The 25,299-nt window shown below is 74.8% G+C and carries 23 protein-coding genes; 14 read left to right on the top strand and 9 right to left on the bottom strand.

The annotated features are described in order from the left end of the window. The first annotated feature begins 68 nt into the window (after window positions 1-68). From murJ to E1284_RS22135, 4 genes are all read left to right on the top strand, one after another. On the top strand, window positions 69-1,730 hold the full coding sequence (gene murJ / locus E1284_RS22150; RefSeq protein ID WP_243714663.1) for a murein biosynthesis integral membrane protein MurJ: 1,662 nt from the start codon (window positions 69-71) through the stop codon (window positions 1,728-1,730). Beyond that, a complete protein-coding gene (locus tag E1284_RS22145; RefSeq protein WP_207923880.1) occupies window positions 1,723-2,919 on the top strand; it encodes a glycosyltransferase family 4 protein in 1,197 nt (398 codons plus the stop codon). The genes murJ and E1284_RS22145 overlap by 8 nt, the downstream gene beginning before the upstream one ends. A 232-nt stretch (window positions 2,920-3,151) precedes the next feature. After that, window positions 3,152-4,177, top strand: a complete 1,026-nt coding sequence (locus E1284_RS22140) for a TerC family protein (protein WP_131941919.1) — start codon at window positions 3,152-3,154, stop codon at window positions 4,175-4,177. A gap of 74 nt (window positions 4,178-4,251) precedes the next feature. Then, a complete protein-coding gene (locus E1284_RS22135) occupies window positions 4,252-6,447 on the top strand; it encodes an acyl-CoA dehydrogenase family protein (protein ID WP_131941917.1) in 2,196 nt (731 codons plus the stop codon). A 4-nt stretch (window positions 6,448-6,451) separates the two neighbouring features. On the opposite strand, the gene E1284_RS22130 is transcribed toward E1284_RS22135, so the two are convergent. Continuing rightward, on the bottom strand, window positions 6,452-6,811 hold the full coding sequence (locus E1284_RS22130) for a hypothetical protein (RefSeq protein ID WP_131941915.1): 360 nt from the start codon (window positions 6,809-6,811) through the stop codon (window positions 6,452-6,454). 123 nt (window positions 6,812-6,934) lie between these two features. Here E1284_RS22130 and E1284_RS22125 point away from each other — a divergent pair, with 123 nt between their 5' ends. The 3 genes from E1284_RS22125 to E1284_RS22115 are packed head-to-tail and all read left to right on the top strand — an operon-like array spanning window position 6,935 to window position 9,631. Next, entirely contained in the window at window positions 6,935-7,372 is a 438-nt protein-coding gene (locus E1284_RS22125; protein ID WP_243714662.1) for a hypothetical protein, read from the top strand. After that, a complete protein-coding gene (locus E1284_RS22120; protein ID WP_131941913.1) occupies window positions 7,369-8,238 on the top strand; it encodes an AAA family ATPase in 870 nt (289 codons plus the stop codon). Before E1284_RS22125 ends, E1284_RS22120 begins: the two co-directional genes overlap by 4 nt. 1 nt (window position 8,239) lies before the next feature. Continuing rightward, window positions 8,240-9,631: a vWA domain-containing protein gene (locus E1284_RS22115; RefSeq protein WP_131941912.1), complete on the top strand. Its 1,392-nt coding sequence runs from the start codon at window positions 8,240-8,242 to the stop codon at window positions 9,629-9,631. 62 nt (window positions 9,632-9,693) lie between these two features. Here E1284_RS22115 and E1284_RS22110 read toward each other — a convergent pair whose 3' ends face one another. After that, window positions 9,694-11,097, bottom strand: coding sequence for an MFS transporter (locus E1284_RS22110; protein ID WP_131941910.1), 1,404 nt, complete (start codon window positions 11,095-11,097; stop codon window positions 9,694-9,696). 94 nt (window positions 11,098-11,191) lie between these two features. On the opposite strand from E1284_RS22110, the gene E1284_RS22105 reads away from it, so the two are divergent. Next, on the top strand, window positions 11,192-11,686 hold the full coding sequence (locus E1284_RS22105) for a winged helix-turn-helix transcriptional regulator (protein ID WP_131941908.1): 495 nt from the start codon (window positions 11,192-11,194) through the stop codon (window positions 11,684-11,686). Window positions 11,687-11,760: 74 nt separating this feature from the next. Continuing rightward, window positions 11,761-13,353 (top strand): adenylate/guanylate cyclase domain-containing protein, encoded by a 1,593-nt coding sequence (locus E1284_RS22100; RefSeq protein ID WP_131941906.1) that lies wholly within the window; start codon window positions 11,761-11,763, stop codon window positions 13,351-13,353. Here the strand turns inward: E1284_RS22100 and E1284_RS22095 are convergent. The 5 genes from E1284_RS22095 to E1284_RS22075 all read right to left on the bottom strand — a co-directional run bounded on the left by E1284_RS22095 (window position 13,350) and on the right by E1284_RS22075 (window position 17,344). After that, window positions 13,350-14,084 (bottom strand): RlpA-like double-psi beta-barrel domain-containing protein, encoded by a 735-nt coding sequence (locus tag E1284_RS22095; RefSeq protein WP_131941904.1) that lies wholly within the window; start codon window positions 14,082-14,084, stop codon window positions 13,350-13,352. The two genes, E1284_RS22100 and E1284_RS22095, sit on opposite strands and share 4 nt — an antisense overlap. A 51-nt stretch (window positions 14,085-14,135) precedes the next feature. Beyond that, window positions 14,136-14,780, bottom strand: a complete 645-nt coding sequence (locus E1284_RS22090) for an MBL fold metallo-hydrolase (protein ID WP_131941902.1) — start codon at window positions 14,778-14,780, stop codon at window positions 14,136-14,138. Beyond that, window positions 14,780-15,865 (bottom strand): S-(hydroxymethyl)mycothiol dehydrogenase, encoded by a 1,086-nt coding sequence (locus E1284_RS22085; RefSeq protein WP_131941900.1) that lies wholly within the window; start codon window positions 15,863-15,865, stop codon window positions 14,780-14,782. Before E1284_RS22085 ends, E1284_RS22090 begins: the two co-directional genes overlap by 1 nt. Window positions 15,866-16,005: 140 nt before the next feature. Beyond that, window positions 16,006-16,581, bottom strand: coding sequence for an AAA family ATPase (locus E1284_RS22080; RefSeq protein ID WP_131941898.1), 576 nt, complete (start codon window positions 16,579-16,581; stop codon window positions 16,006-16,008). A gap of 97 nt (window positions 16,582-16,678) precedes the next feature. Continuing rightward, window positions 16,679-17,344 (bottom strand): MBL fold metallo-hydrolase, encoded by a 666-nt coding sequence (locus E1284_RS22075; RefSeq protein WP_131941897.1) that lies wholly within the window; start codon window positions 17,342-17,344, stop codon window positions 16,679-16,681. A gap of 189 nt (window positions 17,345-17,533) precedes the next feature. On the opposite strand from E1284_RS22075, the gene E1284_RS22070 reads away from it, so the two are divergent. The 3 genes from E1284_RS22070 (at window position 17,534) to E1284_RS22060 (ending at window position 22,626) form a co-directional block, all read left to right on the top strand. Continuing rightward, a complete protein-coding gene (locus tag E1284_RS22070) occupies window positions 17,534-18,022 on the top strand; it encodes a hypothetical protein (RefSeq protein ID WP_131941895.1) in 489 nt (162 codons plus the stop codon). A gap of 5 nt (window positions 18,023-18,027) precedes the next feature. Then, on the top strand, window positions 18,028-21,834 hold the full coding sequence (locus E1284_RS43710) for a tetratricopeptide repeat protein (protein ID WP_165965371.1): 3,807 nt from the start codon (window positions 18,028-18,030) through the stop codon (window positions 21,832-21,834). A gap of 99 nt (window positions 21,835-21,933) precedes the next feature. Next, on the top strand, window positions 21,934-22,626 hold the full coding sequence (locus E1284_RS22060) for a Crp/Fnr family transcriptional regulator (RefSeq protein WP_131941891.1): 693 nt from the start codon (window positions 21,934-21,936) through the stop codon (window positions 22,624-22,626). On the opposite strand, the gene E1284_RS22055 is transcribed toward E1284_RS22060, so the two are convergent. Next, window positions 22,623-23,369 carry a maleylpyruvate isomerase family mycothiol-dependent enzyme gene (locus E1284_RS22055; RefSeq protein WP_165965370.1) on the bottom strand — a complete coding sequence of 249 codons (747 nt, stop codon included), beginning with the start codon at window positions 23,367-23,369 and terminating at the stop codon, window positions 22,623-22,625. The genes E1284_RS22060 and E1284_RS22055 overlap by 4 nt on opposite strands. 70 nt (window positions 23,370-23,439) lie before the next feature. On the opposite strand from E1284_RS22055, the gene E1284_RS22050 reads away from it, so the two are divergent. Next, window positions 23,440-24,231, top strand: a complete 792-nt coding sequence (locus tag E1284_RS22050; RefSeq protein ID WP_131941887.1) for an MBL fold metallo-hydrolase — start codon at window positions 23,440-23,442, stop codon at window positions 24,229-24,231. On the opposite strand, the gene E1284_RS22045 is transcribed toward E1284_RS22050, so the two are convergent. Beyond that, window positions 24,232-24,639, bottom strand: a complete 408-nt coding sequence (locus E1284_RS22045; RefSeq protein ID WP_207923879.1) for a nuclear transport factor 2 family protein — start codon at window positions 24,637-24,639, stop codon at window positions 24,232-24,234. Window positions 24,640-24,726: 87 nt separating this feature from the next. Between E1284_RS22045 and E1284_RS22040 the strand changes: the two genes are divergently transcribed. Beyond that, window positions 24,727-25,287: a TetR/AcrR family transcriptional regulator gene (locus E1284_RS22040; RefSeq protein WP_131941885.1), complete on the top strand. Its 561-nt coding sequence runs from the start codon at window positions 24,727-24,729 to the stop codon at window positions 25,285-25,287. Window positions 25,288-25,299: the final 12 nt, after the last annotated feature.

The following is a 25,299-nucleotide window of genomic DNA, read 5'->3' as shown; positions in this document are numbered from 1 at the left end:
GCCGGCGACGGCGTCGCCGCGGGCCCGGCCTAGGCGCACCGGACGGCCCCCGCGGAGCATCCACGCGCGTGACCCCTCCCGAAACGTCCCCGCCGGCCCGGCGGTCGCCGGCCGTGCGCCGGCTGACCGGCGGCCTGGCGGGCGCCGCCGTCGTCATCGCGGTCATCACCGTCCTGTCGCGGCTGGCCGGGTTCGGGCGCACCTACGCCTTCTCCCAGACGGTCACGACGTCCTGCCTGAGCCAGGCGTACTTCACCTCGACGCAGTTCCCCAGCATCGTCTACGAGATCGTCGCGGGCGGCGCGCTCGCCAGCATGGTCGTGCCGGTGCTCGCCGGGCCCGCCGAGCGCGGCGACCGCGAGCAGGTCCGCCGGATCGGGTCGGCGCTGCTGACCTGGATCGTGGTGCTGATGGTGCCGCTGTCGGCGCTGATGGCGCTCGGCGCCCGCCCGATCATGGAGGTGCTGGTCGGCGGCGACCTGAAGGGCTGCTCGCGCGGCGACATCATCGACGTCGGCTCCACCATGCTCGCGATCATGTCGGCGCAGATGGTGATGTACGGCATGGCGGTCGTCCTGTACGGGCTGCTGCAGTCGCACCGCCGGTTCGCGGCGCCCGCGCTGGCGCCGCTCATGTCGAGCCTGGTGGTGATCGGCGCCTACATCGCCTACGCGCCGCTCGGCCGCGGCTTCGAGAACGACCTCGCCGGCCTGCCGCTGGACGCGGAGCTGACGCTGGCGGTCGGGACGACGCTCGGCGGCGTCGCGATGGCGGCGACCGCCGGGATCGCGACGTGGCGGCTGCGGCTCGGCCTGCGCCCCACGCTGCGGTTCCCCGACGGTGTGGCGCGCCGGGTGCGGCGGCTCGCGCTCGCCGGCCTCGCCACGGTCGCGGCGCAGCAGCTGTCGGCGCTGCTGGTCGTCCGGCTCAGCTACGAGGGGACGGGCGGCGCGCTCGCCAACTACCAGTACGCGTGGGCGATCTACCTGCTGCCGTGGGCGATCCTGGCGGTGCCGATCGCGACCAGCGCGTTCCCGCTGCTGTCGGCCCGGATCAGCGCCGGGGAGCAGGACCGGTTCGACCAGGTCACCGCGTCCACGACCCGCGCGGTGATCCTGGTGTCGTGCGCGGGCGCCGCCGCGCTCGCCGCCGTCGCCGTCCCGATCGCGGCCGTGTTCAACCCCGGCCATCCCGACCAGCAGGAGGTGCTGTCGCGGGCGGTGCTGGCGTTCGCGCCCGGCCTGCTCGGCTACGGGCTCGTCGCGCACCTCGGACGCGTCCTGTTCGCCTGCCACCGGGGGCGGATGGGGGCCATCGCGGTCGTCGCGGGCTGGGTCGTCGTGATGGGCGCCGACGTCGTCTTGGTGCTGTCGGTCGAACGGCAGTGGGTCGTCGCGGCCCTCGGCATCGGCAACGCCGCCGGGATGACCGTCGCCGGCGTGCTGCTGCTCGGCACGCTCGTGCGCGCCCGCGGCGCCGCGGCCGCGCGGGGCCTGCCGCGCGCGCTCGCGGCCGGGCTGCTCGGCGGCGCGGCGGGCGGCGGCGCCGGGTACGCGGTCGCCGCGCTGCTCGGCCCCGGCGGCACGGGGCCGGCCGGGGAGCTGCGCAACGTCGGGACCGGCGCGCTGGCCGCGCTGGTCGCCGGCGCGGTGTTCCTGATCATCGCTTTCGTGATCGACGGGCGCGACCTGCGCGCCGTCCTCACCCGGAAGGTGACACGCAATGGCTGACAACCGGGACCTGGAGGGGCTGCGCGTCGCGCTCGTCCTCGGCACCAGCGCGGGCGGCGTCGGGCGGCACGTCCGGTCCGTCGCGGCGGGGCTCGCCGGGCGCGGCGCCCGCGTGCTCGTGTGCGGGCCGCCGCGGACGCAGGAGCAGTTCGGGTTCGGCGGCGACGGCGTCCGGTTCGCCGCCGTCGACTTCGCCGACCGGCCGCGCCCGGTGCGCGACGCGCGGGCCGTGGCGCGGCTGCGGTCGCTGCTGCGCGGTGCGGACGTCGTGCACGCGCACGGGCTGCGGGCGGGCGCGCTCGCGGTGGCGGCGGGCGCCCGGGTCGCGCCGGGGCCGCTGCGGTTCTCGCGGGGCGGCGCGCCGCTGGTCGTCACCCTGCACAACGCCGTGATCGCCGGCGGCCGGACGGCCGCCGTGTACGGGGCGCTGGAACGCGTCGTGGCGCGCGGCGCCGCCCGCGTCCTCGGCGTCTCGCCCGACCTGGAGGAGCGGATGCGCTCGCTCGGCGCCCGGTCGGTGGGGCACGCGATCGTGCCCGCCCCGGCGCCGAAGGCGCAGCCGGGCCCGGCCGCGCGCGCCGACCTGCGGGCCGAGCTCGGCGTGGGGGACCGGCCGCTGATCCTCACGGTCGGGCGGCTCGCCGAGCAGAAGGGCCTGCCCACGCTGCTGGACGCCGCCGCGGTCTGGGCGGCGCGCACCCCGCCGCCGCTCGTCGCGATCGCCGGCGGCGGCCCCCTGGAGGACGAGCTGCGCGCCCGGATCGAGGCCGAGGACCTGCCCGTCCGGCTGCTCGGCCACCGCTCGGACGTCCCCGGGCTGCTGGCCGCCTGCGACGTGGCGGTGCTGCCGAGCGTGTGGGAGGGGCAGCCGCTGGTCGTCCAGGAGATCCTGCGGGCCGGGAAGCCGCTGGTGGCGACCCGTGTCGGCGGCATCCCGGGCATGGTGGGGGCGACGCGGCCCGCCGGGGACGCGCTGCTGCACGGCCCGGAGAGCGACGCGGCGCTGCTGGTGCCGCCGGGCGACGCGGAGGCGCTGGAGCGGGCGGTGAGCCGCGTCCTGGACGACCCGTCGCTGGCGGCGCGGCTCGGCTCGGCCGCCGCCGAGCGGTCGGCGCTGCTGCCGGGCGAGGACGACGCCGTCGACCAGCTCGCGGGCGTCTACCGGGAGCTGACCGACACCCGGCGCTGAGCCTTTGATGCCCCGGCCGGGGACGGGGTTCGGAACCGGGCCGGAAAATCTCGCGGACCAGGGAACGCCCCCGCGCCGACCTGCGTTGGAGTAGGCAATTGGAGGGGAGTATCCCCGCGCGCGGTTCTCGTCAGTACGGTCGGTCCGCACCGGCCCGGGTTCCGCGGCCCGCATCGTCGTCAGGGCGGGAGAGACCTCCAGCGCTCGTTCGTGTCCGCTGGAGGTGTTCACGTTGACCGTTACCCCCATGGTGTGGGGCCTGACCATCGCAGGCATCCTCGCCGTCATCGCCGCCGACCTGTTCCTGATCCACAGGAACGACACGCGGGAGTTCACGACCCGCAGGGCCGCGTTCTGGTCCGCGGTCTACATCGGCCTCGCCGTCCTGTTCGGGCTCGGCGTGTGGCTGTTCGCCGGAGGCCGGTACGCCGGCGAGTACTTCGGCGGGTTCGTCACCGAGAAGAGCCTGAGCGTCGACAACCTGTTCGTGTTCATGGTGATCCTCGCCCGGTTCGCGGTGCCGAAGCAGGCGCAGCACGCGGTGCTGATGGCGGGCATCGTGATCGCGCTGCTGCTGCGCGGCCTGTTCATCGCGGTCGGCGCCGCCGCGATCTCGACCTTCACCTGGGTCTTCTTCATCTTCGGCGCGTTCCTGCTGTGGACCGCGATCGGCCTGGTGCGCGGCGGCGACGAGGACGAGTTCAAGGAGAACCGCCTGCTGCGGTGGGCCAAGCGCGTCATCCCCACGTCCGAGGAGTACGAGGGCAGCCGGTTCGTCACCCGGCGCGGCGGCCGCCGGCTGATGACCCCGATGGCGATCGTGATGATCGCGATCGGCTCCACCGACGTGCTGTTCGCGCTGGACTCCATCCCGGCGATCTTCGGGCTGACGACCGAGCCGTACCTGGTCTTCACCGCCAACGCGTTCGCGCTGATGGGCCTGGTCCAGCTGTACTTCCTGATCGGCGGCCTCACCGACCGGCTGGTCTACCTCGCGCACGGGCTGGCGTTCATCCTCGGCTTCATCGGGGTCAAGCTGATCTTCCACGCGCTGCACGAGTACGGTGTCGCATGGGCGCCGGACATCCCGATCTGGCTGTCCCTCGCGGTCATCGCCGGGACGCTCGCGGCCACCACGGTGGCGAGCCTCGCCGTCGGGCGCAAGCCGTCCGGCAAGGGGCTGCGCGAGCCGCTGCGGGAGGTCGGCGCGGACGGCGCGGACGCCGCCGAGGACGCCGCCGCGACACGCGAGGGCTGACCTCGGGCCTGGCTCCCCACATACCCGAATCCTGTTCTAGAATCTCGGTCAAAAGGTCTGAGAAAGGGTGACGCATGGCCATCGGGCTGACCGAGGAGCACGAGGCGCTCGCCGAATCGGTGCGCGGCTTCGCCGAGCGCAACATCCCGGCGACGGCCGTCCGGGCCGTGCTGGACGCCGACGAGGAGGCCAGGCCCGGGTTCTGGCCCGCCCTGGCAGAGCAGGGCCTGCTCGGCCTGCACCTGGCCGAGGAGCACGGCGGGCAGGGCTACGGGCTGCTGGAGCTGTCGGTCGTACTGGAGGAGCTGGGCCGCGCCGCCGCGCCCGGCCCGTTCCTGCCGACCGTCCTCGCGAGCGCGCTCATCGACGCGTCCAGCAACGCCAAGCTGCGCGCGGAGCTGCTGCCCGCGCTCGCCGACGGGTCCAAGACGGCCGCCGTCGCGCTGGACGGCGCGCTGACCGGCCGCCGCGACGGCGACGCGCTGCTGGTGTCCGGCACGTCCGGGACCGTGCTCGGCGCCGCGCTCGCCGACGTGATCGTCCTGCCGGTCGCGGCCGAGGACGGGGAGCAGTGGGTCGCGGTCGACGCCGCCGACCTCACCGTCACCCCGGTCGCGAGCCTGGACCGGGTCCGCCGCGTCGCCGCCGTGGAGGCGTCCGAGGTGGCCGTCGCCGCCGACCGGGTGGCGGACGGCCTCACCACCGGCCGGGTCAGGGACCTCGCCGCCGCGCTGTTCGGCGCCGAGGCCGCTGGCCTCGCCGGGTGGCTGGTGGACACCGCCGCCGAGTACGCCAAGGTCCGCGAGCAGTTCGGCCGCCCGATCGGCCAGTTCCAGGGCGTCAAGCACAAGGCGGCCCGCGCGCTCATCGCGCTGGAGCAGGCCCGCGCCGCCGCGTGGGACGCCTCCCGCGCGCTGGACGAGGGCGCCGGCGACGCCGGGTTCGCCGCCGCCGTCTCGGCCGTGATCGCGGTCGATGCCGGCGTGCAGACGGCCCGCGACGCCATCCAGATCCTCGGCGGCATCGGCTTCACCTGGGAGCACGACGCGCACGTCTACCTGCGCCGCGCCCTCACGCTCCGGTCGCTGCTCGGCCCGTCCAAGGACTGGGCCGCCGAGGTCGCGAGGCTCGCGCTCGGCGGGGGCCGCCGCGAGGTCGTCCTCGAACTCGACGAGGACGCCCAGCCGCTGCGCGAGCGCATCCGCGCCGAGATCGCCGAACTGGCCGCGATCGAGGACAAGGACGCGCTCAACGCCCGCATGGGCGACGAGGGCTGGTCCGTCCCGCACTTCCCGAAGCCGTGGGGCCGGGAGGCGGGGCCGGTCGAGCAGATCCTCATCCAGCAGGAGCTGAAGGCCGCCAAGGTCAAGGCGCCGAACCTCGGGATCGGCGCGTGGCTGGTGCCCTCCCTGGTCCGCTACGCCTCGCAGGAGCAGAAGGAGCGGTTCCTGCGCCCGACGCTGCGCGGCCAGATCGTGTGGTGCCAGCTGTTCTCCGAGCCGGGCGCCGGCTCCGACCTCGCGTCGCTGTCGATGAAGGCCGAGCGGGTCGAGGGCGGCTGGAAGCTCACCGGCCAGAAGATCTGGACGTCCCTGGCGCAGCACGCCCAGTGGGGCTTCTGCATCGCCCGCACCGACCCGGACGCGGCCAAGCACGACGGCATCACCTACTTCCTGGTCGACATGAAGGCCGAGGGCGTGGACGTCCGCCCGCTGCGCGAGCTGACCGGCGAGGCGCTGTTCAACGAGGTGTTCCTGGACGGCGTGTTCGTCCCGGACGACCAGGTCGTCGGCGAGGTGAACCGGGGCTGGCAGGTCGCCCGCAACACGCTCTCCAACGAGCGCGTGTCGCTGTCGACCGGCGGCGGCCTCGGCATGGGCGTCCCCGAGCTGCTGCGGTTCTTCGAGAACCGGCAGCCGGACACGGTCGCCGCCGCCGAGGTCGGCAAGCTCGTCGCGCAGGGCCAGTCGATCGACCTGCTCGGCCTGCGGACCACCCTCAAGCAGCTGAACGGCGTGGAGCCGGGCGCGGAGGCGAGCGTCCGCAAGCTCCTCGGCGTCCAGTTCAACCAGGACGTCGCCGACTACTGCTGGGCCGCGCAGGGCACGGCCGCCGCGACCGAGGTCGTCATGGCCGAGAGCGGCATCGTGGCCCGCGCCATGCTGTTCAGCCGCGCGATGACCATCTACGGCGGCACGACCGAGGTCCAGCTGAACATCATCGGCGAGCGCATCCTCGGCCTGCCCCGCGACCCGGAGCCCGGCAAGTAGGGCGCTAGCGCGGCCGGAAGGTGTAGGTGAGGTTCACCAGGACGATGCCCGCGATGGTGATCAGCAGGCCGGGCAGGCCGGCGTTGACGACGGCGATCGCGCTCAGCGGGATCGCGGCGAGCAGCGACAGCACCGCCATGGCCAGGCTGTGATCGCGTGCCGCGGTGACGTACTCCACGCCGGGCCGCGGTCCGGGTGCCGGACGGCGCCCGGACCGCGGCCCGGCGGCGGCGCGCGTGTCGAGGGCCTCCTCGATGCGGTCCACGACCGTCTCGATGAAGGCGTCGTCGTAGTCGGGTCCGAGCTCGCGCCGGGCCGCCATCGCCGCCGTGAGGTCCTCGCGCGGCAGTCGTGGGGTCGTCATGGCTCCGTTATAGGCGGCGGGCGCGCCGCGCCGCGTCACCCCGCGGGGCGAACCGGCCTGTACCCCGCAGGTAGCAAGGGCAATACACTGCCGCTCTCGTCCCCGATCCCCCCGGAGGTCCCCGTGGCCCGTTCGCTGGTCCTCGGCGTGTGCGCCGCCGCCGTCCTCGCGCTGACCGGGTGCGGCGGGGGCGAGAAGGCGGACGCGGCGGACCCGTCCCCGTCCGCGCCGGGCACGGCGCTGGCGCCGATCCCGGTGGTGAAGCCGTCCGACGTCAAGCCGCTCGTCGGACGGTGGGCGGGCACGGCGAAGGACTACTTCCAGTTCACCGCCGACGGCAGCGGCGTGTGGGTGCGGAACGGGCAGAAGCTGTGGACCGGCACGGTCATCCCCGAGGGCGGGGGCAAGTTCCGCTACTCGTGGAAGGGCGGCGACCCGCAGACCGCGTCCTACTGGGGCGTCAGCCTGGAGGACGCGAAAACGCTCGTCTTCGCCGGGACCAACCAGAAGTACACGAAGGTCGCGGTGAAGAAGGGCAACGCGAAGAAGGGCAACGGATGACCGACGGAATGTTCGCCTCGCCCGCCGACGTCGCGGCCCGGCTCGCCGGCGTCAGCTACCTCGCGGACGAGGCGATCGCCACGACCGTGTACCTCGCGCAGGCGCTCGGGAAGCCGCTGCTCGTGGAGGGCCCGGCCGGGGTCGGCAAGACGGAGCTGGCGAAGGCGGTCGCGGCCTCGACCGGCGCGGAGCTGATCCGGCTGCAGTGCTACGAGGGGCTGGACGAGGCCCGCGCGCTGTACGAGTTCAACTACAAGAAGCAGCTCCTCGCCATCCAGGCGGCCCCGGCGGACCGGGCGTGGCAGGAGACCCACGACGACATCTTCTCCGAGGAGTTCCTGCTGGAGCGGCCGCTGCTGGCGGCGATCCGGCGGGCCGACCCGACCGTCCTGCTGATCGACGAGGCGGACAAGGCCGACGTCGAGGTGGAGGGCATGCTGCTGGAGGTCCTGTCGGACTTCCAGGTCACGATCCCCGAGCTCGGCACGGTCAGCGCGGTGCGGCGCCCGTTCGTGCTCATCACCTCCAACGCGGCGCGGGAGCTGTCGGAGGCGCTCAAGCGCCGCTGCCTCTACCTGCACCTGGACTACCCGGCGCCCGAGCGGGAGCGCGACATCGTGCTCGCGCAGGTGCCGGGGATCGAGGCCGAGCTGGCCGAGCAGCTGGTCCGGACGGTGGGGACGCTCCGGGACCTGGAGATCAAGAAGGCGCCGTCGATCGCCGAGACCGTCGACTGGGCGCGCACGCTGCTCGCGCTCGGGCTGGACGAGCTGGACGAGGCCGCCGTCGCGCGGACCCTCGGCGTCGTCCTCAAGCACGTCTCCGACCATGAGCGCGCCCTGAAGGAACTGGGGCTGCGGAGCTGACATGGCCTCCCTCGTCGACCGGCACACCGGGTTCGTCGCGGAGCTGCGCCGGGCCGGGCTGCCGGTGTCGGTCGCGGAGGGCCTGGACGCGGTCCGCGCGATGCAGGCGGTCGACCTGCTGGACCGCGAGTCGCTGCGCGCCGCCTACGCCGCGACGGTCGTCAAGCGGCCCCAGCACCGCCCGACGTTCGACACGCTCTTCGACCTGTGGTTCCCGGCGGCGGTCGGGGACGGCGCGGGCGCGCCGCGGGAGCGCCCCGCGCGGACGCTGAACGACGACGGGCGCCCCGTCCCGCCGGCGCTGGACCCGCGGGTGCAGGCCCGCCGGGACGAGCTGGCGGAGCTGCTGCTGTCCGGCGACGACGCGGGCCTGCGGCAGTTCGCCCGCCTCGCCGTCGCCGAGTACGGGCAGACGCCCGGGCGCGAGTCGTGGTTCTCCTCCGGGGTCCTCAACGCGCTGTCGCCCGACACGCTCATGGCGCGGCTGCTGAACGCCGTCCTCGGCGGGCGGGAGCGCGGCGGGATGGCCGAGCGGGTCGCCCGCCGGACGTTCCGCGACCGCATCGGCCGGTTCCAGGACCTCGTCGCGGGCGAGGTCCGCCGCCGCATCGCCGAGGACACCGGCGTCGAGCGGACCGCGCGCATCGCCGTCCGGCCGCCGCTGGAGCGGCTCGACTTCGCCGGCGCGAGCCGCGCCGAGATGGAGGCGCTGCGCCGCGAGGTGTACCCGCTGGCGCGCAAGCTCGCGTCCCGGCTGGTGCAGAAGCAGCGGCACGGACGGCGCGGGCGGCTGGACTTCCGCCGGACGGTCCGCGCGTCCCTCGCCAGCGGCGGAGTGCCGCTCACCACCCACCACCGGCCGCGCCGCCCGCACCGGCCGGAGCTGGTCGTGCTGTGCGACGCCAGCGACTCGGTGTCGGCGTTCGCGCACTTCACGCTGCTGCTGACGTTCGCGCTGCGGGAGCAGTTCAGCAAGGTCCGCGCGTTCGCGTTCATCGACGCCACCGACGAGATCACCAAGTACTTCGCGCCCGGCACCGACGTCGTGGACGCGATGGCGCGGCTCGCCGCCGAGGCCGACCTCGTCTGGATCACCGGCCGCTCCAACTACGGCCACGCCCTCAAGGTGTTCGACGAGAAGTACCGCGACGCCGTCACGTCCAAGACGTCCCTGCTGATCCTCGGGGACGCGCGCTCCAACTACGGGGAGTTGTCCCTGCCGATCCTGCGGTCGATGGTCGACCGGGCGCGGCACGCGTACTGGCTCAACCCCGAACCCCGCGCCCAGTGGGACACCGGCGACTCGGCCGCGTCGCGCTACGGCGACCTGCTCCCGATGTTCGAGTGCCGCAACCTGACCCAACTGGCCGCCTTCATCGAAGAACTCGCCTAGCCGACGTTGACCTGCGGCGTGTTGTTGTTATGAGCCGCTCCATAACAACAACACGCCGCAGGTCAACGAGGTGTGGGGGTGGAGGGGCGGTTGCGGATGGCCAGGGCCAGGGCGGCGTAGGCAAGGGCGGCGATCGCCGAGATGACCATCGCGGTGTTCGTGCCGTGCGCCAGCGCGGCCGGGTCGTGCCCGGAACCGGTCGCGACGGCCCCGACGACCGCCACGCCGACCGACGCCCCGATGTAGCGGGCGGTGTTGTTCGCGCCGGCGCCCATGCTCGCGCGGTCGGCGGGGACGCTCTCCACGGCCAGCCGGGCGAGCATCGCGTTGGTGAGGCCGCTCGCGACGCCGGCGACGGCCAGGCCGGGGGCGAGGCGCCACCAGTGCGCGTCCGGGGCCAGGTCCGCCATCGCGAACTGGCCGGCGGCCGACAGCGCGAACCCGGCGGCCAGCAGCCGCCGGACGGGCAGCCGCGCCGGCAGCCGGTGCGCCTGCAGGGCGACCGCGAACGACAGCGCGGACCAGATCGCCAGCACCAGCGCGGCCCCGACCGGCGTCAGCCCCATGACCAGGCTCATCATCGTCGCCAGGTAGGTCATGATGCCGATCACGGCGAGCCCGGTGACGAGCGCGCCCGTCACCGACAGCAGGAACGCCGGGCGCCGGAACAGCGCCAGGTCGACCATCGGCTCCCGGCGCCGCGCCTGCACCAGCACGAACACGGCCAGCAGGACGGCCGCGACCGCGAACAGCGCGAGGACGCCCGGCGCCGTCCAGCCGGTGCGGCCCCAGGTGATCGCCGCCACCAGCGCCGCCACGCCGAGGCTCATCGTGGCGAGGCCCGGCAGGTCCAGGCCGCGCGGGCGCTCGGCCCGCGACTCCTCCAGCGACCGGGCCGCGGCGGCCGCGAGCAGCACGGAGGCGGCGACCGCCGCCCAGTACCAGAGGCGCCAGCCGCCGAGCGCGGTCAGCCCGGCCGCGCCGATCGGGCCGAGCGCGATGCCGAGGCCGACCATCGCGCCCCACGTCCCGGTGGCCCGCGCCCGGCGCGGGCCCGGCTCGAACGAGGCGCCGACGATGCCGAGCCCGGTCACCAGCAGCGCCGCGCTGGCGGCGCCCTGCGCGATCCGGCCCGCGACGAACACCGCGGCGTTCGGCGCGAGCGCGCACGCCACGCTGGAGGCGGCGAGGGCCGCCGCGCCGGCCACGAACGCCCGCTTGCGCCCGTGGTCGTCGGCGAGGCTGCCGGCCGCGAGCAGCGCCGCCGAGAGGCCGAGGCTGATCGAGCTCATCAGCCAGATCTGCGCGGTCGCCCCGGCGTGCAGCCCGCGCGCGGTGTCGGCGAGCGTCGCCGCCGGCGCGCAGTAGTTCATGAGGGCCAGCAGGGTGGCGGCGGCCGGCAGCGTCAGCGCGGCCGCCGGGCCGGGCGCGCGGCGCGCCGCGCGGGGTGCGGCCAGAGTCGTCATGCGGTCTCCTAGAGTTCAGTGAACGAACCAAGGGGGCCGACGGTAGCACGTGGGAGTTCAATGAATGAACCCCCTGGCGGGTACTGTGGGACGCATGGCACTCGGCAAGGACTACGCGGCGCAGGACTGCTCGCTCGCCCGCGCGCTGGAGGTCGTGGGGGAGCGCTGGACGATGCTGATCGTGCGGGACGCCTTCTACGGCGTCCGCCGGTTCAGCGACTTCCACGTCCACCTGGACATCCCGCGCGCGGTGCTGTCCGCGCGGCTCCAGTCGCTCGTCGAGACCGGTGTCCTGGGCAAGGACGGCCACGACTACGTCCTCACCGAGATGGGCAAGGAGCTGTGGCCCGTCGTCCACACGCTCGCCCGCTGGGCGGAGGACCACCTGTCCGCCGAGCCGTGCCGCCTGTTCCTGCACGCCGACTGCGGCACCCGCGTCGGCCCGGACGGGCGGTGCGCCGCCTGCGGGCGGACGGTCGCGCCGGAGGAACTGGAGATCCACGCGGGGCCCGGCGTCCGGCGCCGCACCGATCCGGTCAGCGCGGTGCTGCGCTCCCCGCACCGCCTCCTGGACCCGATTCGCACCTGAGTGAGCAATCCCGCCCCGAGGTCGCGCGCCGGGGGAGGGGCTGCGGGGGATATAACCGGATAACCTGCACGCTCATGGAGACCGAAAAGGCGGAGCCTGCGCCGCGGCCCCGGCGAAGCCTTCTCGGTCCGCTGTGGCGCCTCATCGACGGCGCCCCCGGCGACTCGCGGGCGCGGATCGCCCGCCGGGCCCGGATCCTCGTGACCATCGCCACCGGCCTCGCCAACCTCGGCGGCGCGCTCGTCGTGCTCGTGTTCGCGGTCGTCGTCCCCGACCCGGTCGGGCACGTCTCCGACCGGCTCCAGCTCATCAACCTCATCGTCTTCACCGCCTACGTGTCCGCCGCCGTGCCCGTCGGCCTGCTGCTCGGCGAGCGGTTCTTCCGCCGCGTCCGGCGCCTCGTCGAGCGGCACGGGGAGCCCGACCGGCACGAGCGCGCCCTGCTGCTGTACGGGCCGCTGCGGCTGATGGCCCTGCACCTGACGCTGTGGGCCATCGGGACGATCGGCTGGGTCGTCATCAACGCCCCCTTCTCCGGCCTCCTCGCCGTCAAGCTCGGGCTGACCAGCCTGCTCGGCGGCCTCACCACCTGCACGGTCGTCTACCTGCTCACCGAGCGGCTGCTGCGCCGCGCCGTCACCACCGCGCTGCGCAGCGAGCTGCCGACCCGCACCGGCCTGCCCGGCGTCGTCGCCCGCTCCGTGCTCGCCTGGGGGCTCGGCACCGCCGTGCCGATCCTCGGGCTGATCACCCTCGCCATCGGCTCCTTCGTCATCGCCAGGATCACCGTGCGGGACTTCGCGATCGCGGTGCTCGCGCTCGGCGGCATCGCGCTGGTCGTCGGCCTCGGCGTCACCTACACCGCAGCCCGCGCCATCGCCGACCCGGTCGAGTCGGTGCGGCGCGGCCTCGCCCGCGTGCAGCGCGGCGACCTGGACGTCGAGGTCCCCGTCTACGACGCCAGCGAGATCGGGCTGCTGCAGGCCGGGTTCAACCACATGGCCGCCGGGCTGCGCGAGCACGAGCGGCTCCGCGACCTGTTCGGCCGGCAGGTCGGCGCGGACGTCGCCCGCGTCGCCGTCGAGCGCGGCATCGACCTCGGCGGCGAGCTGCGCGAGGTCGCGGTGATCTTCGTGGACATCATCGGCTCCACCCGGCTCGCCGCCGACCGGCCGCCCGCCGAGGTCGTCCGGCTGCTGAACGACTTCTTCGCCGTGGTCGTCGAGGTCATCGGCGCGCACGGCGGCTGGATCAACAAGTTCGAGGGCGACGCCGCGCTCGCGATCTTCGGGGCGCCGCTGGCGCTGGAGGGCGCCCCCGGCCGCGCGCTCGCCGCGTCCCGCGAGCTGGCCCGCCGGCTGCGCGACGACGTCCCCGGGGTGCGGGCGGCCGTCGGCGTCTCCGCGGGCGAGGCGGTGGCCGGGCACATCGGCGCCGAGGAGCGCTTCGAGTACACCGTGATCGGCGACCCGGTCAACGAGGCCGCGCGCCTCACCGACATGGCCAAGAACACCGAGGAGCGCGTCCTCGCGGCGGGCTCGCTCGTCGCGCAGGCCGACCCGGAGGAGGCCGCCCACTGGTCGCTCGGCGAGGAGGTCACCCTCCGGGGCCGGACGCAGGTCACCCGGCTCGCCATGCCGCGGCCGTCCGAGCGCGTCCCGACCTAGGACGGGCCGAGGGTGGCGCCGTTCAGCGTCGTGTAGAAGGGCGACCCGGACAGCCGCGAGCCCTTCTCCTCGCCGATGTAGACGTCGGCGTGGTTCGCGCCCCCGTATCCGGGGCGGAACAGGTCGGTGACCGTCCAGCGGGCCTTCCGGAACGCCTCGCACACCGTGCTCGCGATGGGGCGGCCGGTGCCGTCCCTGCCGCACTCGACGATCGCGAACCGCCGGCCCCGCGCGAGGACCGACTTGTCGGCCGCCGCCGACGTCCACGGCTCCAGCGGGCGGCCCCGGGAGTCGCGGGTCGTGTCGTCCAGCCAGAAGCCGACGCTGTGCGACCAGTTCAGGTACCGGCCCCGCTGCGGACCCGCGGTGATGCGCCCGCTGCCCTCCATCTGGACGACCTTCAGGAAGTCCTCCGGGTACGACCCGAGCGGCGCCTTCCCGTGCGAGCAGTGGAACCGCGTGCAGCCCTTCACGGCCTTGCGCTCGCCGTCGTAGAGGCTCTCAAGGGCCGTGTAGTAGGTGGTGACGCGCCACCCGCCGGGCCGCCCGAGCGGCTGGGGCCGCGGCTGTGCCGACGCCGTCGCGGCGGGCGCGGGCGCCGGGGCGGGCGCTGCGGGCGCGGCGGGCGGCGGGACGTATCCCGCCGCCTCCTCGGTGCTCTGGCCGCACCCGGCCGGCACCCCGCACAGCAGCGCCCCGCACAGCGGCAGGGCGAGCGGTGCCCGTCGCATCGCACCCTCCCGGCTCGGGACGCCTGTCCGCCACCGGGGACGATATCCCGGTCAGTGCCCGCGGGCCATCCACTCGTCGAGGCCGGGCGCCTCCGCGCCGATCGTCGTGGACTCGCCGTGCCCGGTGCGGACGGCCGTCTCCGCAGGCAGCGTCAGCAGCCGCTCCCGGATCGACGTGATGATCGTCGGGAAGTCGGAGAACGACCGGCCGGTGGCGCCCGGCCCGCCGTTGAACAGCGTGTCGCCGGAGAACACCGTCCCCAGGCCGGGTGCGTAGAGGCACACGGCGCCGGGGGAGTGGCCCGGCGTGTGCAGGACGGTCAGCTCGGTCCCCGCCACGGTGATGACCTGGCCGTCGGCGAGGTCGCCGTCGGGGCTGGTGTCCGGGTGCTTCTGCTTCCAGAGCATCAGGTCGTCCGGGTGCAGCAGGATCGGCGCGCCCGTCCGCGCCTTGAGCGCGGGCGCCGCGTCGATGTGGTCGTCGTGGCCGTGCGTGCACACGATCGCCGCGAGCCGCCGGTCGCCGACCGCCGCCGCGATCGCGTCGGCGTCGTGCGCGGCGTCGATGACGATCGCCTCGTCGTCGTCGCCGACGATCCAGACGTTGTTGTCGACCTCCCAGGTGCCGCCGTCCAGCGAGAACGTCCCGGACGTGACGATGTGGTCGATGCGTGCCCGTGGTGAAGACAGAGCCATCAGAGCATCACCACCGAGCGCAGCACGTCGCCGTGGTGCATCTTCTCGAACGCCGCCTCGACGTCGTCCAGGCCGATGGTCTCGGACACGAACGCGTCCAGGTCCAGGCGGCCCTGCAGGTAGAGGTCGATGAGCATCGGGAAGTCGCGCGAGGGCAGGCAGTCGCCGTACCAGGACGACTTCAGCGAACCGCCGCGCCCGAACACCTCCAGCAGCGGCAGCTCCAGCTTCATCTCCGGCGTCGGCACGCCGACGAGGACCACGGTGCCGGCGAGGTCGCGCGCGTAGAACGCCTGCTCGTAGGTCTCCGGGCGGCCGACCGCGTCCACGACCACGTCGGCGCCGAACCCGCCGGTCAGCTCCCGGACGGTCTCGACGACGTCCTTGTCCCCGCCGTTCACCGTGTGCGTGGCGCCGAGGGCCGACGCGGTGGTGAGCTTGCGCTCGTCCAGGTCCACCGCGATGATCGTCGCGGCGCCGGCCAGCCGGGCGCCGAGGACGGCCGCCGCGCCGACGCCGCCGCAGCCGATGACCGCGACCGAGTCGCCGCGCCCGACCTGCCCGGTGTTGATCGCCGCGCCGAGCCCGGCCATCACGCCGCACCCGAGCAGCCCCGCCACCTCGGGCCTGGCCGCCGGGTCGACCTTCGTGCACTGCCCGGCCGCCACCAGCGTCTTGTCGGCGAAGGCCCCGATCCCGAGCGCGGGCGACAGCTCGGTGCCGTCCGCCAGCGTCATCTTCTGCGCGGCGTTGTGCGTGTTGAAGCAGTACCAGGGGCGTCCCCGCAGGCAGGCCCGGCACTGCCCGCACACCGCGCGCCAGTTCAGGACGACGAAGTCGCCCGGCGCCACCTCGGTGACCCCCTCGCCGACCGACTCGACCACCCCGGCGGCCTCGTGCCCGAGCAGGAACGGGAACTCGTCGTTGATCCCGCCCTCGCGGTAGTGCAGGTCGGTGTGGCAGACCCCGCACGCCTGGACGTCGACGACCGCCTCACCCGGCCCCGGGTCCGGCACGTTGACCGTCTCGATCCGCACCGGCTGCCCCTTGCCGGGTGCGACGACCCCGCGAACCTGCTGCGCCATACTGCCGCCTCTCGTCGTCTCGATCTTCCCCCGACCCTATATATCTCCCCGCTGACCTGCCCCCATCCTTCTGCTCCCCGGAACACCCCCCGCGGGTACGAGGACAAGATCACCCGCGTGCGCGACGCCGGGGCGCGGAGTCAGGCGAAGTGGATCGCCTGGAGCTTGTCGGCGGCGGTGCGGTCGAGGACCGTGACGCCGGCCGCGGGCGGCAGGGGGCCGCCGCCGCGGGCGCGGTCGACCAGGGGGCGCCAGCGGCGGCAGTGCCGGTTGAAGGTGGCCGAGGTGACGGCGCGGCCGCGGGCGTACTGGCCGGCGCGGGCGGTCTCGGGGGCGACGTCGAGCAGGATCAGGTGCAGCCGGCCGCCGCGGCGGCGCGCCAGCCAGGCGAACAGGTGCAGGATGTGCGGCCAGGTGCCGCGCGTGTGCGCGACGACGGCGTGCCCGGCGAGGATCGCGCGCCCGATGCGCCACACGTGGGTGGCGTGGACGAGGGGCGTGCGCAGCCGGGGCGGGAGCGGGCGCAGGAACCGCGCCCACCAGTTGCGGGACTGCCGGGAGTCGATCACCAGGACTCCGCCGGCGGGCACCGGGGCGGTCTCGTCGCCGCGCATCCCGTAGAGCCGGTCGAGCAGCGTGCTCTTGCCCGCCCCGGGCAGCCCGGCGACGAGCACCAGGGAACCCGCCGGGTAGCGCAGGGCGGGTCCCGGATCCACCTCGTCGGGTTCGTGGATGGTCGTCTCCCGGAGTCGGCCCGATGGTGATGGGGCCAACGAACACCCCGCACCGCTTGTTCCGGGACGGGGCCGGGAGTCACCAGCCCCGTTCGCGCCACTCCGGGAGGGACGGGCGCTCGCGGCCGAGCGTGGAGTCCTTGCCGTGGCCCGGATAGAACCAGGTGGCGTCGGGGAGGCGGTCGAAGACGCGCTCCTCGACGTCGGCGAGGAGCTGCTTGAAGCGGGCCGCGTCGCCCCAGGTATTGCCGACGCCGCCGGGGAAGAGGCTGTCGCCGGTGAACAGGTGCGGCCGGTCGGCGAGGTCGCCGCCGGCGTCGTACAGCAGCGCGATCGAGCCGGGTGTGTGGCCGCGCAGATGGATGACGTCGAGGGACACCTCGCCGAAGGAGACCGTGTCGCCGTGCTCGACCTGCTCGGCGACCGGCTCCGGCAGGGCCTCGGCGTCGCGGGTGTGCGCGATGACGGGCGCGCCGGTGGCGCGCACCACCTCGCTCAGCGCCATCCAGTGGTCCTGGTGGCGGTGGGTGGTGACGATGCGCGTGAGGGGGCCGTCGCCGATCAGCTCCAGCAGCCTGGACGCCTCGTTCGCCGCGTCGATGAGCAGCCGCTCGCCCGTCGCGGTGCAGCGCAGGATGTAGGCGTTGTTGTCGTACGGGCCGACGCTCACCTTCGTGACCGCCAGCCCCGGCAGCTCCCGGACGTCGGGACGCCCGCCGGTCTCGACGTTCCCGGTGTAGGTCATGGGGTCCTCCCCGTCGGTGGTGCGGAGACCATCTTCCCTCATGTCGCGGCCGGGGGCGCCAGGTCCCGCCGGGAGAATGAGTCACCAGACGCACCCAAAGCGTGCGCTTACGGACGGAACTTCCCTCCTTGCCAGTGCAGCATGGGAATTGGAAGATCAGGTTCGACCCGTGAGGACGGTGAAGCGTTGGTGACCGCATTCCGTTCCGGACCGGGCAGCGAGCAGCCGGAGGACCTCCTCGGGCACGCCTGCGCACTGGTCCGGCTCTGCGGCCGGGACTCCGCGATCGCCGCGGTGTTCCTCGCCCTCGTGCTGGCCGGGACCGTCTCCCGGCTGGCGGCCGGCCTGCCCGGCCTCCCCGCGCTGGCGCTGCTGCCGGTGCTCGCCGGGTCGTTCGCGATCTCGGCCGGCTACGCGGTCCGGTCCCGCCGGACGCTGGTCGCGGTGCTCGGCGAGGTGCGCGGCCGCACCGGCTCGCCCCTCGACCCCGGGGTGCCGTGGACGCCGTTCGCGTCGGCGGTCGCGCTGGACGACCGGGTCCGCGACGCGGAGCTGCGCCGGCTGCTGTCGGCGGCGCACCGCTGCGGGGAGCTGTCCTGGCAGGCCGTCACGTGGGCGGCGGCCACCTCGGTGCTGTTCCTGTTCTGGACGCTGGCGGCGGCGATGGCGGGAGGGTGACCGGATTGATCGACCCCGCACCGATCGACGCGCCGTCGGGCGACCACCTGCCGGACGTCCGGCCGGGCAGCTTCTGGGACCGGCTGGCCCCCACCGACCGGCAGGCGCTGCGCGCCATGGGCCGGCGCACCGACATCCCGCCCGGCGGCATGCTGTGCCACCAGGGGTCGGTCGCGCCGGCCGTGTACGTGGTGTTCAAGGCGTCGCCGCGGGCGGCCAGCAACGCGGTAGCCAAGGAGTTCGTCGACTCCAGCGACGGCGACGAGTCGATCATCGATCTGTTCGGGCCGGGCGACCTGGTCGGCCTGCTCGGCCCGTGGGGGCACCCGCAGCGCGGCACCGTCGCCGCCCTCGACCACGTCGCGGCGCTGCGCGTCGACCGCGCCACCTTCCGCCGCCTGCTGGCGGCGTCCCCGCAGGTCGCCGAGGCGATGATGCACGCGATCTCCGAGCGGGAGACCTTCGGCGGCCGGCGGCACGCGGTGCGGGCGGCCGACCATCCGCAGCGGCTCGCCTACCACCTGCTGGAGCTGGCGCACCGGTTCGGCGAGCCCGGCGCGGCGGAGGAGACCCTGATCCCGCTGCGGCTCAGCCAGGCGGAGCTGGCGAACTGGGCGGGCATCTCCCGCGAGACGCTGGTGCGGTGGTTCCGGTCGTGGCGGGCCAAGGGCATCCTGCACCGGCGGCCCCGCCCGCTGACCGTCCTGGACCTCGAGCGGCTGCGCCGCGCCGCGAGCCCCTGGGGGGACGAGTGGCCCGCCGCCGGCGCCCCCGCGCCCGGACCGGCCGCGGCCGAGCCGGCCCCCGCGGCGGACGCCGGGATCGCGGCGCGCGAGCCGGTGCGGCTGGGGCCCCCCGGCGGCCGCCCGCCCGCGGCGCGGCTGCCCGCCGACAACCCGTTCTTCGCCGGACGCGCGGTCAGCCTCAGCAAGCTGGACCTGCTCGTCGGCCAGTCGGTGTGGCCGCGCGCGGTCGTCGTCCAGGGCATGGCGGGCGTCGGCAAGACGACGCTGGCGCTGCACTGGGCGCACCGCGTCGCCGACCGGTTCCCCGACGGCGCCCTGTTCGCCGACCTGCGCGGCACCACCCGCAGCCCCGTCACCCCGGCGGAGGCGATGGGGCAGGTGCTGCGGGCGGCGGGCGTCCCCGGCGACCAGCTGCCGCGCACCGAGGACGAGCTCGCCGCGCAGTGCCGCTCCCTGCTCGGCGGCCGCCGGATGCTGCTGATCCTCGACAACGCCGTCCAGCCCGAGCAGGTCCGCCCGCTGCTGGCGGCGGTGGCGTCCGGGCTGGTGGTGGTGACCAGCCGGCGGCGGCTGCCCGCGCTGCTCGAAGGCGCCGACGTGCGGACGCTGGAGCTGCGGGAGATGGCGACGCAGGAGGCCGTCGACCTCATCGCGGGCGTCCTCGGGCCGGGCGACGCCCGCGTCCGGGACGAGGAGAAGGCCATCGTGCGGCTCGCCCGCGAGTGCGGGCACCTGCCGCTCGCGCTCGGCGTCATGGCCGGGCGGCTGGCCGAGAACCCCGGCGAGTCGATCGCCGGGACCGTCCGGGAGCTGACCGCCCGGGACGCGCCCGGCGGCGCGGCGCACGGGACGCCCGCGCCGGGGCTGAGCGCCGTCGTCGACCCGACGTTCGACGTCGCCTACCGGAGCCTGCGCCGCGACCAGCGGGAGGCGTTCCGCCGGCTCGGACTGGTCGCCGGCCCCGACTTCACGCCCGCCGCGCTCGCCGCGCTCCAGGACCGGACGGTGGACCGGGCCCGCGAGTGCCTGGAGGGCCTGCGGCAGGCGTACCTGGTGCAGGACGTCGGCCCGGACCGCTACCGGATGCACGACCTGCTCCGCGAGTTCGCCCGCGAGCGCGGCCTCGGGGAGGACTCCGACGGCGAGCTGCAGGCGGCCCAGCGCCGGCTGCTGGCCGGCTACCTCGCCGAGGCCCGCGAGGCGGGCGCCGCGCTGCCGGGCCGGCCCCGGCCCACCGCCCACCGGGGCGAGGCCCGCGGCCGCCCGTCGGCGGCCGAGCGGGCGGCGGCCCTCGCCTGGTTCGAGGCCGAGCGGCGCAACCTGGTCGCCGCCGTCCACCAGGCCGCCCGGCTCGGCCTGCACCGCACCTGCTGGGAACTCGCCGACGCGCTGTTCGACTTCCAGGGGTTCCGCCGCTACAGCGAGGACAACATCGCCGTCCAGCAGGCGGGCCTGCACGCCGCCCGCACCGAGGAGGACTGGGCGGCGGCGGCCGTGATGCTGCACAACCTCGCGGTGGCGCACTTCGAGCTGGGCGACTCCGTCCAGGCCATCGGCTACGGCGAGGACGCGCGGCGCGGGTTCCGGGCCGTCGACCCGCCCGACCGGTACGGGGAGGCGGTGACGTTCGCGACGCTCGCCGACGTCCACGTCGTCCTCGGCCGCTACATGACGTCGATCGACCACGCGCGGCGGTCCATGGACATCCACGAGGAGCTGGGGGACGAGGCCGGCGTGGCCAAGAGCCGCAGCACCCTCGCCCGCGCCCACCTCGGCCTCGGCGACTACGAGACCGCCCTGGTCCACGCCGCCGAGGCCCTCACCGCCCGGCGCCGGATCGAGGACCAGGCGGGCGTGGCCGAGACCCTGATCACCGTCGCCGGCGTGCACCGCCGGCAGGGGAACGTCCACGAGGCGGTGACGCACGCCCTGGAGGCGCTGTCGATCCGGCAGGAGCTCGCCGACATGCACGGTGCCGCGCAGGCGATGACGGAGCTCGCCCGGATGAACGCCGCGCTCGGCCTGCGCGACCTGGCGCAGCAGGACGCCGAGCAGGCGCTGCGCACGTACCGGGCCCTGGGCGGACGCCACGGGGAGGCGCGCGCGCTGACCACGCTCGGGATGCTGATGTGCGAGGCCACCAAGTTCGCCGAGGCGTTCACCTACTGCGGTGAGGCGCTGCGGCTGCACCGCGACACCAGCGACCGGCACGGCGAGTCCGAGGCGCTCGCGCAGATCGGGATCGTCCACTGGCGGCTCGGCCGCTACCGGGAGGCGCGCGAGCACCTGCTGCGCGCGCTGGAGATCCGCCGCGAGATCGGCGACCAGCACGGCGAGGCCCACGACCTGGAGCACCTGTCGGTCGTGATGCGCCGCCTCGGCCGCCCGCAGGAGGCGCTCGTCCTCGGCCTGGAGGCCCTGGACCTGTGGCACCGGCTCGGCGCGCGCAGCGGCATGGCCGGGACGCTCGGCAGCCTCGCCCGCACCTACTCCTGGCTCGGGCTGCCCGTGGAGGCCGAGCACGCGGCCCGGCAGGCGCTGCACCTGCGCAGGTCGGGCGGCGACTGGTACGGCCTCGGCGTCGGCCTGGACACCCTCGCCGCCGTGCTGCGCCGTGCGGGACGCCCCGAGGAGGCCCTCGCGGAGGAGTTGGAGGCGCTGCGCTTCCTCGGCGAGGTCGGCGACCGGCACAGCGAGGCCACCGGCCTCGTCCACCTCGCCGCCATCCACCTCGACCTGGGCCGCGCCGACGAGGCCCTGGAGACCGGCCGCCGCGCCCTCGACCTCGCCGCCGAGCTCGGCGCCGCCCGCGAGCAGGCGCACGCGCTGCACACGATGGCCCGCGCGTCCCAGCTGCTCGGCAGGCACGGCCGCGCGGTCGAGCACGTCGACGCCGAGATCGCCATCCGCCGCGACATGGACGACCGGCGCGGGCTGCGGCAGGCCCTGGAGCTGCTCGGCGCCTCGCACCTCGCGCTCGGCGACCGGACCGCGGCGGCCGACTGCGTCCGGCGCGTCCGCGCCCTCGACAACCTGCTTGAATCGGAGAGATCACTCGACATGTGACGAACGGCCTACTCCGCCGGCGAGGCGCCGCGGTCACCGGACAGTGATCGTCCGAGGGTCGCGGGCCGCCGCCCGGGCCGGGTCCGGTGAGGAGGCGAGATGGCGGCCACCCGGTTCTGGGACGCGCTGAGCCCGCGCGCCCGGGAGGCGCTGCGCGGCGCCGGCGCCCCCGTGGTGATCAGGCCGGGCGCGTTCCTGATGCGCGAGCACACCCGCGCGTCCCAGGTCTTCGTGGTGCGCGCCGGCGCGGTGAAGGTGTGGGTGGACCGGGACGGCGAGATCGCCATCCTCGACGTCCTCGGGCCGGGCGACCTGGTCGGCGAGGTCGAGGCGGCCGACGGCGGGATCCGGCACGCCAACGTCGAGGCGATGACCCGCGTGGAGGCGCTGGTGCTGCCCGCCGCCCGGCTCCGGAGCGTCCTGGACGCCCGGCCGGAGTCGGCCTGGGCCGTCGCCGCCGTCCTCGCCGAGCGGCTGCGCGACGCCAACGAGCTGCGCGTCGCCCACTTCCCCGACGAGCCCGAGCGCCGACTCGCCTCCCGGCTCCTGCGCCTCGTCGAGCGGTTCGGAACCCCGTTCAAGGAGGAGCGGCCGGACGGCGTGACGGCGGAGGGCGTCCACGTCCAGGTCCCGATCTCCCAGCAGGACCTCGCGCGCTGGACCGGGATGGGGCGCCGCAAGGTCGCGCAGATCCTCGCCGCCGAGCCGCTGCGCGACGGCGTGGCCGTCACCCGCACCGGGATCGTCGTCCGCTCCGCCGACGCGCTGCGCCGCCTCGCCGGCGACGACTAGAAGTCCGCCGGGCGGTGCGGCCAGGGCGGCGGCTCCGGGAGCGGGCCGTCCGGGCGGACGTGGACGCCCGAGCCGTCCGTGCGGCCCGACAGCCAGCCGAGCAGCGCCCGCCCGGACCCGGACGCCTCCGGGCCGCCGGCCGTCCAGCCGAGGTCGGCGGACTCGCCGTAGTCGGTCGCGGTGATGCGGTACCCGGCCAGCTCGCCGCAGCGCTCCACGGGCAAGGCGGCCATGTCCGCCAGCGTCGCCGCCGACGCCCACCGGACGTAGGACTCGGGCCAGTCGGCGGGCCCGTACCCGGCGGCGAGGTCGACGTGGTGCGCCTCCACCTCGTTCCACCGGCGGAACACCGTGTACCAGGCGGGATGCGCCCACCCCGGCATCGACCGCACGGACGCGTTCCACGCGTCCTCCGGCAGCGCGCGGGCCTGCTCGGCGAACCGCGCGGCCGTGGCGCGCACGTCCGCGATCAGCGCCTCGCCGTCGCGCCCGGCGCCCGCGTCGAGGTCGGCGTTGCGCCGCTCCAGGCTCGGGTACTGCGGGATCTCTACCCCGGTCCGGGCCCATTCGAGCAGGTTCCAGAGGGAGTCGGCGTTGCGGGCGACATGGGTGGCGACATGCCCGCGGCTCCATCCCGGCAGCGCCGACGGGCCGCGCAGGTCCTGCTCGGTGAGCTTGCCGAGCGTCACGATGATCCGCTCGGTGCCCGCGTCCAGCTCGTCGATCACGTCGCGCCAGTCCATGACCCCTCCTCGGCCGAAAAAGCGCCTCCATCCTGTCGCACCGGCCGGTCCGCTGCCAGACAATGTGATCATGGACTTTCCGATCTGCGCGACCTGCGGCGTCCAGTACGGCGGGCCCCGCCCCGACTGCCCCATCTGCGAGGACGAGCGCCAGTACGTCGGCTGGGACGGCCAGAAATGGACGACCCTGGAGGAACTGCGCGCCGGCCACCGCGGCCGGATCGCCGAGGAGGGCCCGGACGTCGTCGGGATCGGCACCGAGCCGTCCACCGCCATCGGCCAGCGCGCCCTGCTGCTGCGCGCCCCGTCCGGCAACGTCCTCTGGGACATGGTCACGCACATCGACGACGACCTGATCCGCCAGGTGAACGACCTCGGCGGCGTCTCCGCGATCGCGATCAGCCACCCGCACTTCTACGGCTCGATGATCGAGTGGGCGCACGCCTTCGACGCCCCCGTCTACATCCACGCGGCCGACCGCGAATGGGTGGCCCGCCCGGACGACTCCGTCGTCTTCTGGGAGGGCGACACCCGCGAACTCGCCGACGGCCTCACGCTGATCAACGCCGGCGTCCACTTCGACGGCGGCCAGGTCCTGCACTGGCGCGACGCCCGCGCCCTGTTCTCCGGCGACATCCTGACGGTCGTCCAGGACCGCGACTGGGTGAGCTTCATGTACAGCTACCCGAACCACATCCCGGAGCGCCCCCGCATCGTGCGCCGCGCCCTGCGCCTCCTGGAGCCCTACGACTTCGACCGCGTCTACGGCGCCTGGTGGAGGAAGATCGTCTACACCGACGGCAAGAACGCCGTCCGCCGCTCCGCCGACCGCTACCTCACCTACGCCCTGGACGACGAGTGACTACCCGAGCGCCTCGGCCATCGCCGCGCGGTCCTGGTACTCGCGCCAGTGCACGATGCGCCCGTCCCGGGCCCGCAGCACCACGATGAAGTTCGCCGATCCCGCCTTCCCGGTCCCGGGCACGGAGGCGACCATCTCGTACTCGGCGACGATCACCTCCGGATCGGCGGTCTCGTGGACGACCACGTCCCGGAACTCCTCGAACACGATCGGCAGTGCCTTGCGGCCCTCCCGCATCATCGCCGCGACCGTCTCCCGCCCCTCGACCCGCCGCGGGTGCCCGTCCGGGGCGAACGGCGTCTCCAGCACGATGTCGTCGGCGAGGATCTCCGCGTCCAGCCCCGCCTCCCCGGCGAGGGCGTTGCGCTGGAAGCGCGCGAAGAGGTCCTGCGGTGTCATCCCGGACATGGGTCGTCCCTTCGAGGTCGGCTAACATGAGTTGCGACTCACTTTGGAAAATATGAGTCGCGACTCACCTTGTCAACGGAAGGACGCATGACACCGAGCAAGCCCCTGCGCGCGGACGCCCGCCGCAACCGCGCCCGCATCCTGGCCGCCGCCCAGGAGGTCTTCGCCGAGCGCGGCGCCTCGGCGTCCACCGAGGAGGTCGCGGCCCGCGCCGGCGTCGCGATCGGCACCGTCTTCCGGCACTTCCCGACCAAGCGCGACCTGCTCGCCGCGATCATGAAGGACCTGCGGCGGCGCCTCATCGACCGCGCGGAGACCCTGATCGCGGACGGCGACCCGGCCACCGCCCTCTTCGACTACTTCACCTATCTGGTCGAGAGCTCCGCCGAGATCGGCACCGTGGTGAACCTCCTGGCCGAGGAGAGGGCCTCCATCGACCCGGACGACCAGATCATGGCCCTCTCCCGGGCCTTCGACACCCTCCTGGAGGCCGCGAAGGGAGCCGGGACCGTCCGCCCGGACGCCCGCCTGGACGAGGTGATGGCCCTGGTGACCGCCACCGCCCACGGCGCCCTGGCCGGCGCCTGGTCGCACGACCTCCGCCGGCGAACCCTGGCCCTCGTCCTGGACGCCCTCCGCCCCAGGTAGGGAGGGGTGAGC

Origin of the sequence: Actinomadura bangladeshensis, from assembly GCF_004348335.1 — a bacterium.
Taxonomy (GTDB): domain Bacteria; phylum Actinomycetota; class Actinomycetes; order Streptosporangiales; family Streptosporangiaceae; genus Spirillospora; species Spirillospora bangladeshensis.
This window is presented reverse-complemented; position numbering and strand designations above follow the sequence as displayed.

What these genes read in the sequence shown, in the direction of transcription:
- E1284_RS22095 (WP_131941904.1), bottom strand. Translation starts at nt 14,084, where the DNA reads ATGCGACGGGCACCGCTCGCCCTGCCGCTGTGCGGGGCGCTGCTGTGC.
- E1284_RS22110 (WP_131941910.1), bottom strand. Translation starts at nt 11,097, where the DNA reads ATGACGACTCTGGCCGCACCCCGCGCGGCGCGCCGCGCGCCCGGCCCG.
- E1284_RS22135 (WP_131941917.1), top strand. Translation starts at nt 4,252, where the DNA reads ATGGCCATCGGGCTGACCGAGGAGCACGAGGCGCTCGCCGAATCGGTG.
- E1284_RS22145 (WP_207923880.1), top strand. Translation starts at nt 1,723, where the DNA reads ATGGCTGACAACCGGGACCTGGAGGGGCTGCGCGTCGCGCTCGTCCTC.
- E1284_RS22055 (WP_165965370.1), bottom strand. Translation starts at nt 23,369, where the DNA reads ATGGACTGGCGCGACGTGATCGACGAGCTGGACGCGGGCACCGAGCGG.
- E1284_RS22050 (WP_131941887.1), top strand. Translation starts at nt 23,440, where the DNA reads ATGGACTTTCCGATCTGCGCGACCTGCGGCGTCCAGTACGGCGGGCCC.
- E1284_RS22045 (WP_207923879.1), bottom strand. Translation starts at nt 24,639, where the DNA reads ATGTCCGGGATGACACCGCAGGACCTCTTCGCGCGCTTCCAGCGCAAC.
- E1284_RS22120 (WP_131941913.1), top strand. Translation starts at nt 7,369, where the DNA reads ATGACCGACGGAATGTTCGCCTCGCCCGCCGACGTCGCGGCCCGGCTC.
- E1284_RS22115 (WP_131941912.1), top strand. Translation starts at nt 8,240, where the DNA reads ATGGCCTCCCTCGTCGACCGGCACACCGGGTTCGTCGCGGAGCTGCGC.
- E1284_RS22075 (WP_131941897.1), bottom strand. Translation starts at nt 17,344, where the DNA reads ATGACCTACACCGGGAACGTCGAGACCGGCGGGCGTCCCGACGTCCGG.
- E1284_RS22100 (WP_131941906.1), top strand. Translation starts at nt 11,761, where the DNA reads ATGGAGACCGAAAAGGCGGAGCCTGCGCCGCGGCCCCGGCGAAGCCTT.
- E1284_RS22090 (WP_131941902.1), bottom strand. Translation starts at nt 14,780, where the DNA reads ATGGCTCTGTCTTCACCACGGGCACGCATCGACCACATCGTCACGTCC.
- E1284_RS22040 (WP_131941885.1), top strand. Translation starts at nt 24,727, where the DNA reads ATGACACCGAGCAAGCCCCTGCGCGCGGACGCCCGCCGCAACCGCGCC.
- E1284_RS22060 (WP_131941891.1), top strand. Translation starts at nt 21,934, where the DNA reads ATGGCGGCCACCCGGTTCTGGGACGCGCTGAGCCCGCGCGCCCGGGAG.
- E1284_RS22130 (WP_131941915.1), bottom strand. Translation starts at nt 6,811, where the DNA reads ATGACGACCCCACGACTGCCGCGCGAGGACCTCACGGCGGCGATGGCG.
- E1284_RS22085 (WP_131941900.1), bottom strand. Translation starts at nt 15,865, where the DNA reads ATGGCGCAGCAGGTTCGCGGGGTCGTCGCACCCGGCAAGGGGCAGCCG.
- E1284_RS22105 (WP_131941908.1), top strand. Translation starts at nt 11,192, where the DNA reads ATGGCACTCGGCAAGGACTACGCGGCGCAGGACTGCTCGCTCGCCCGC.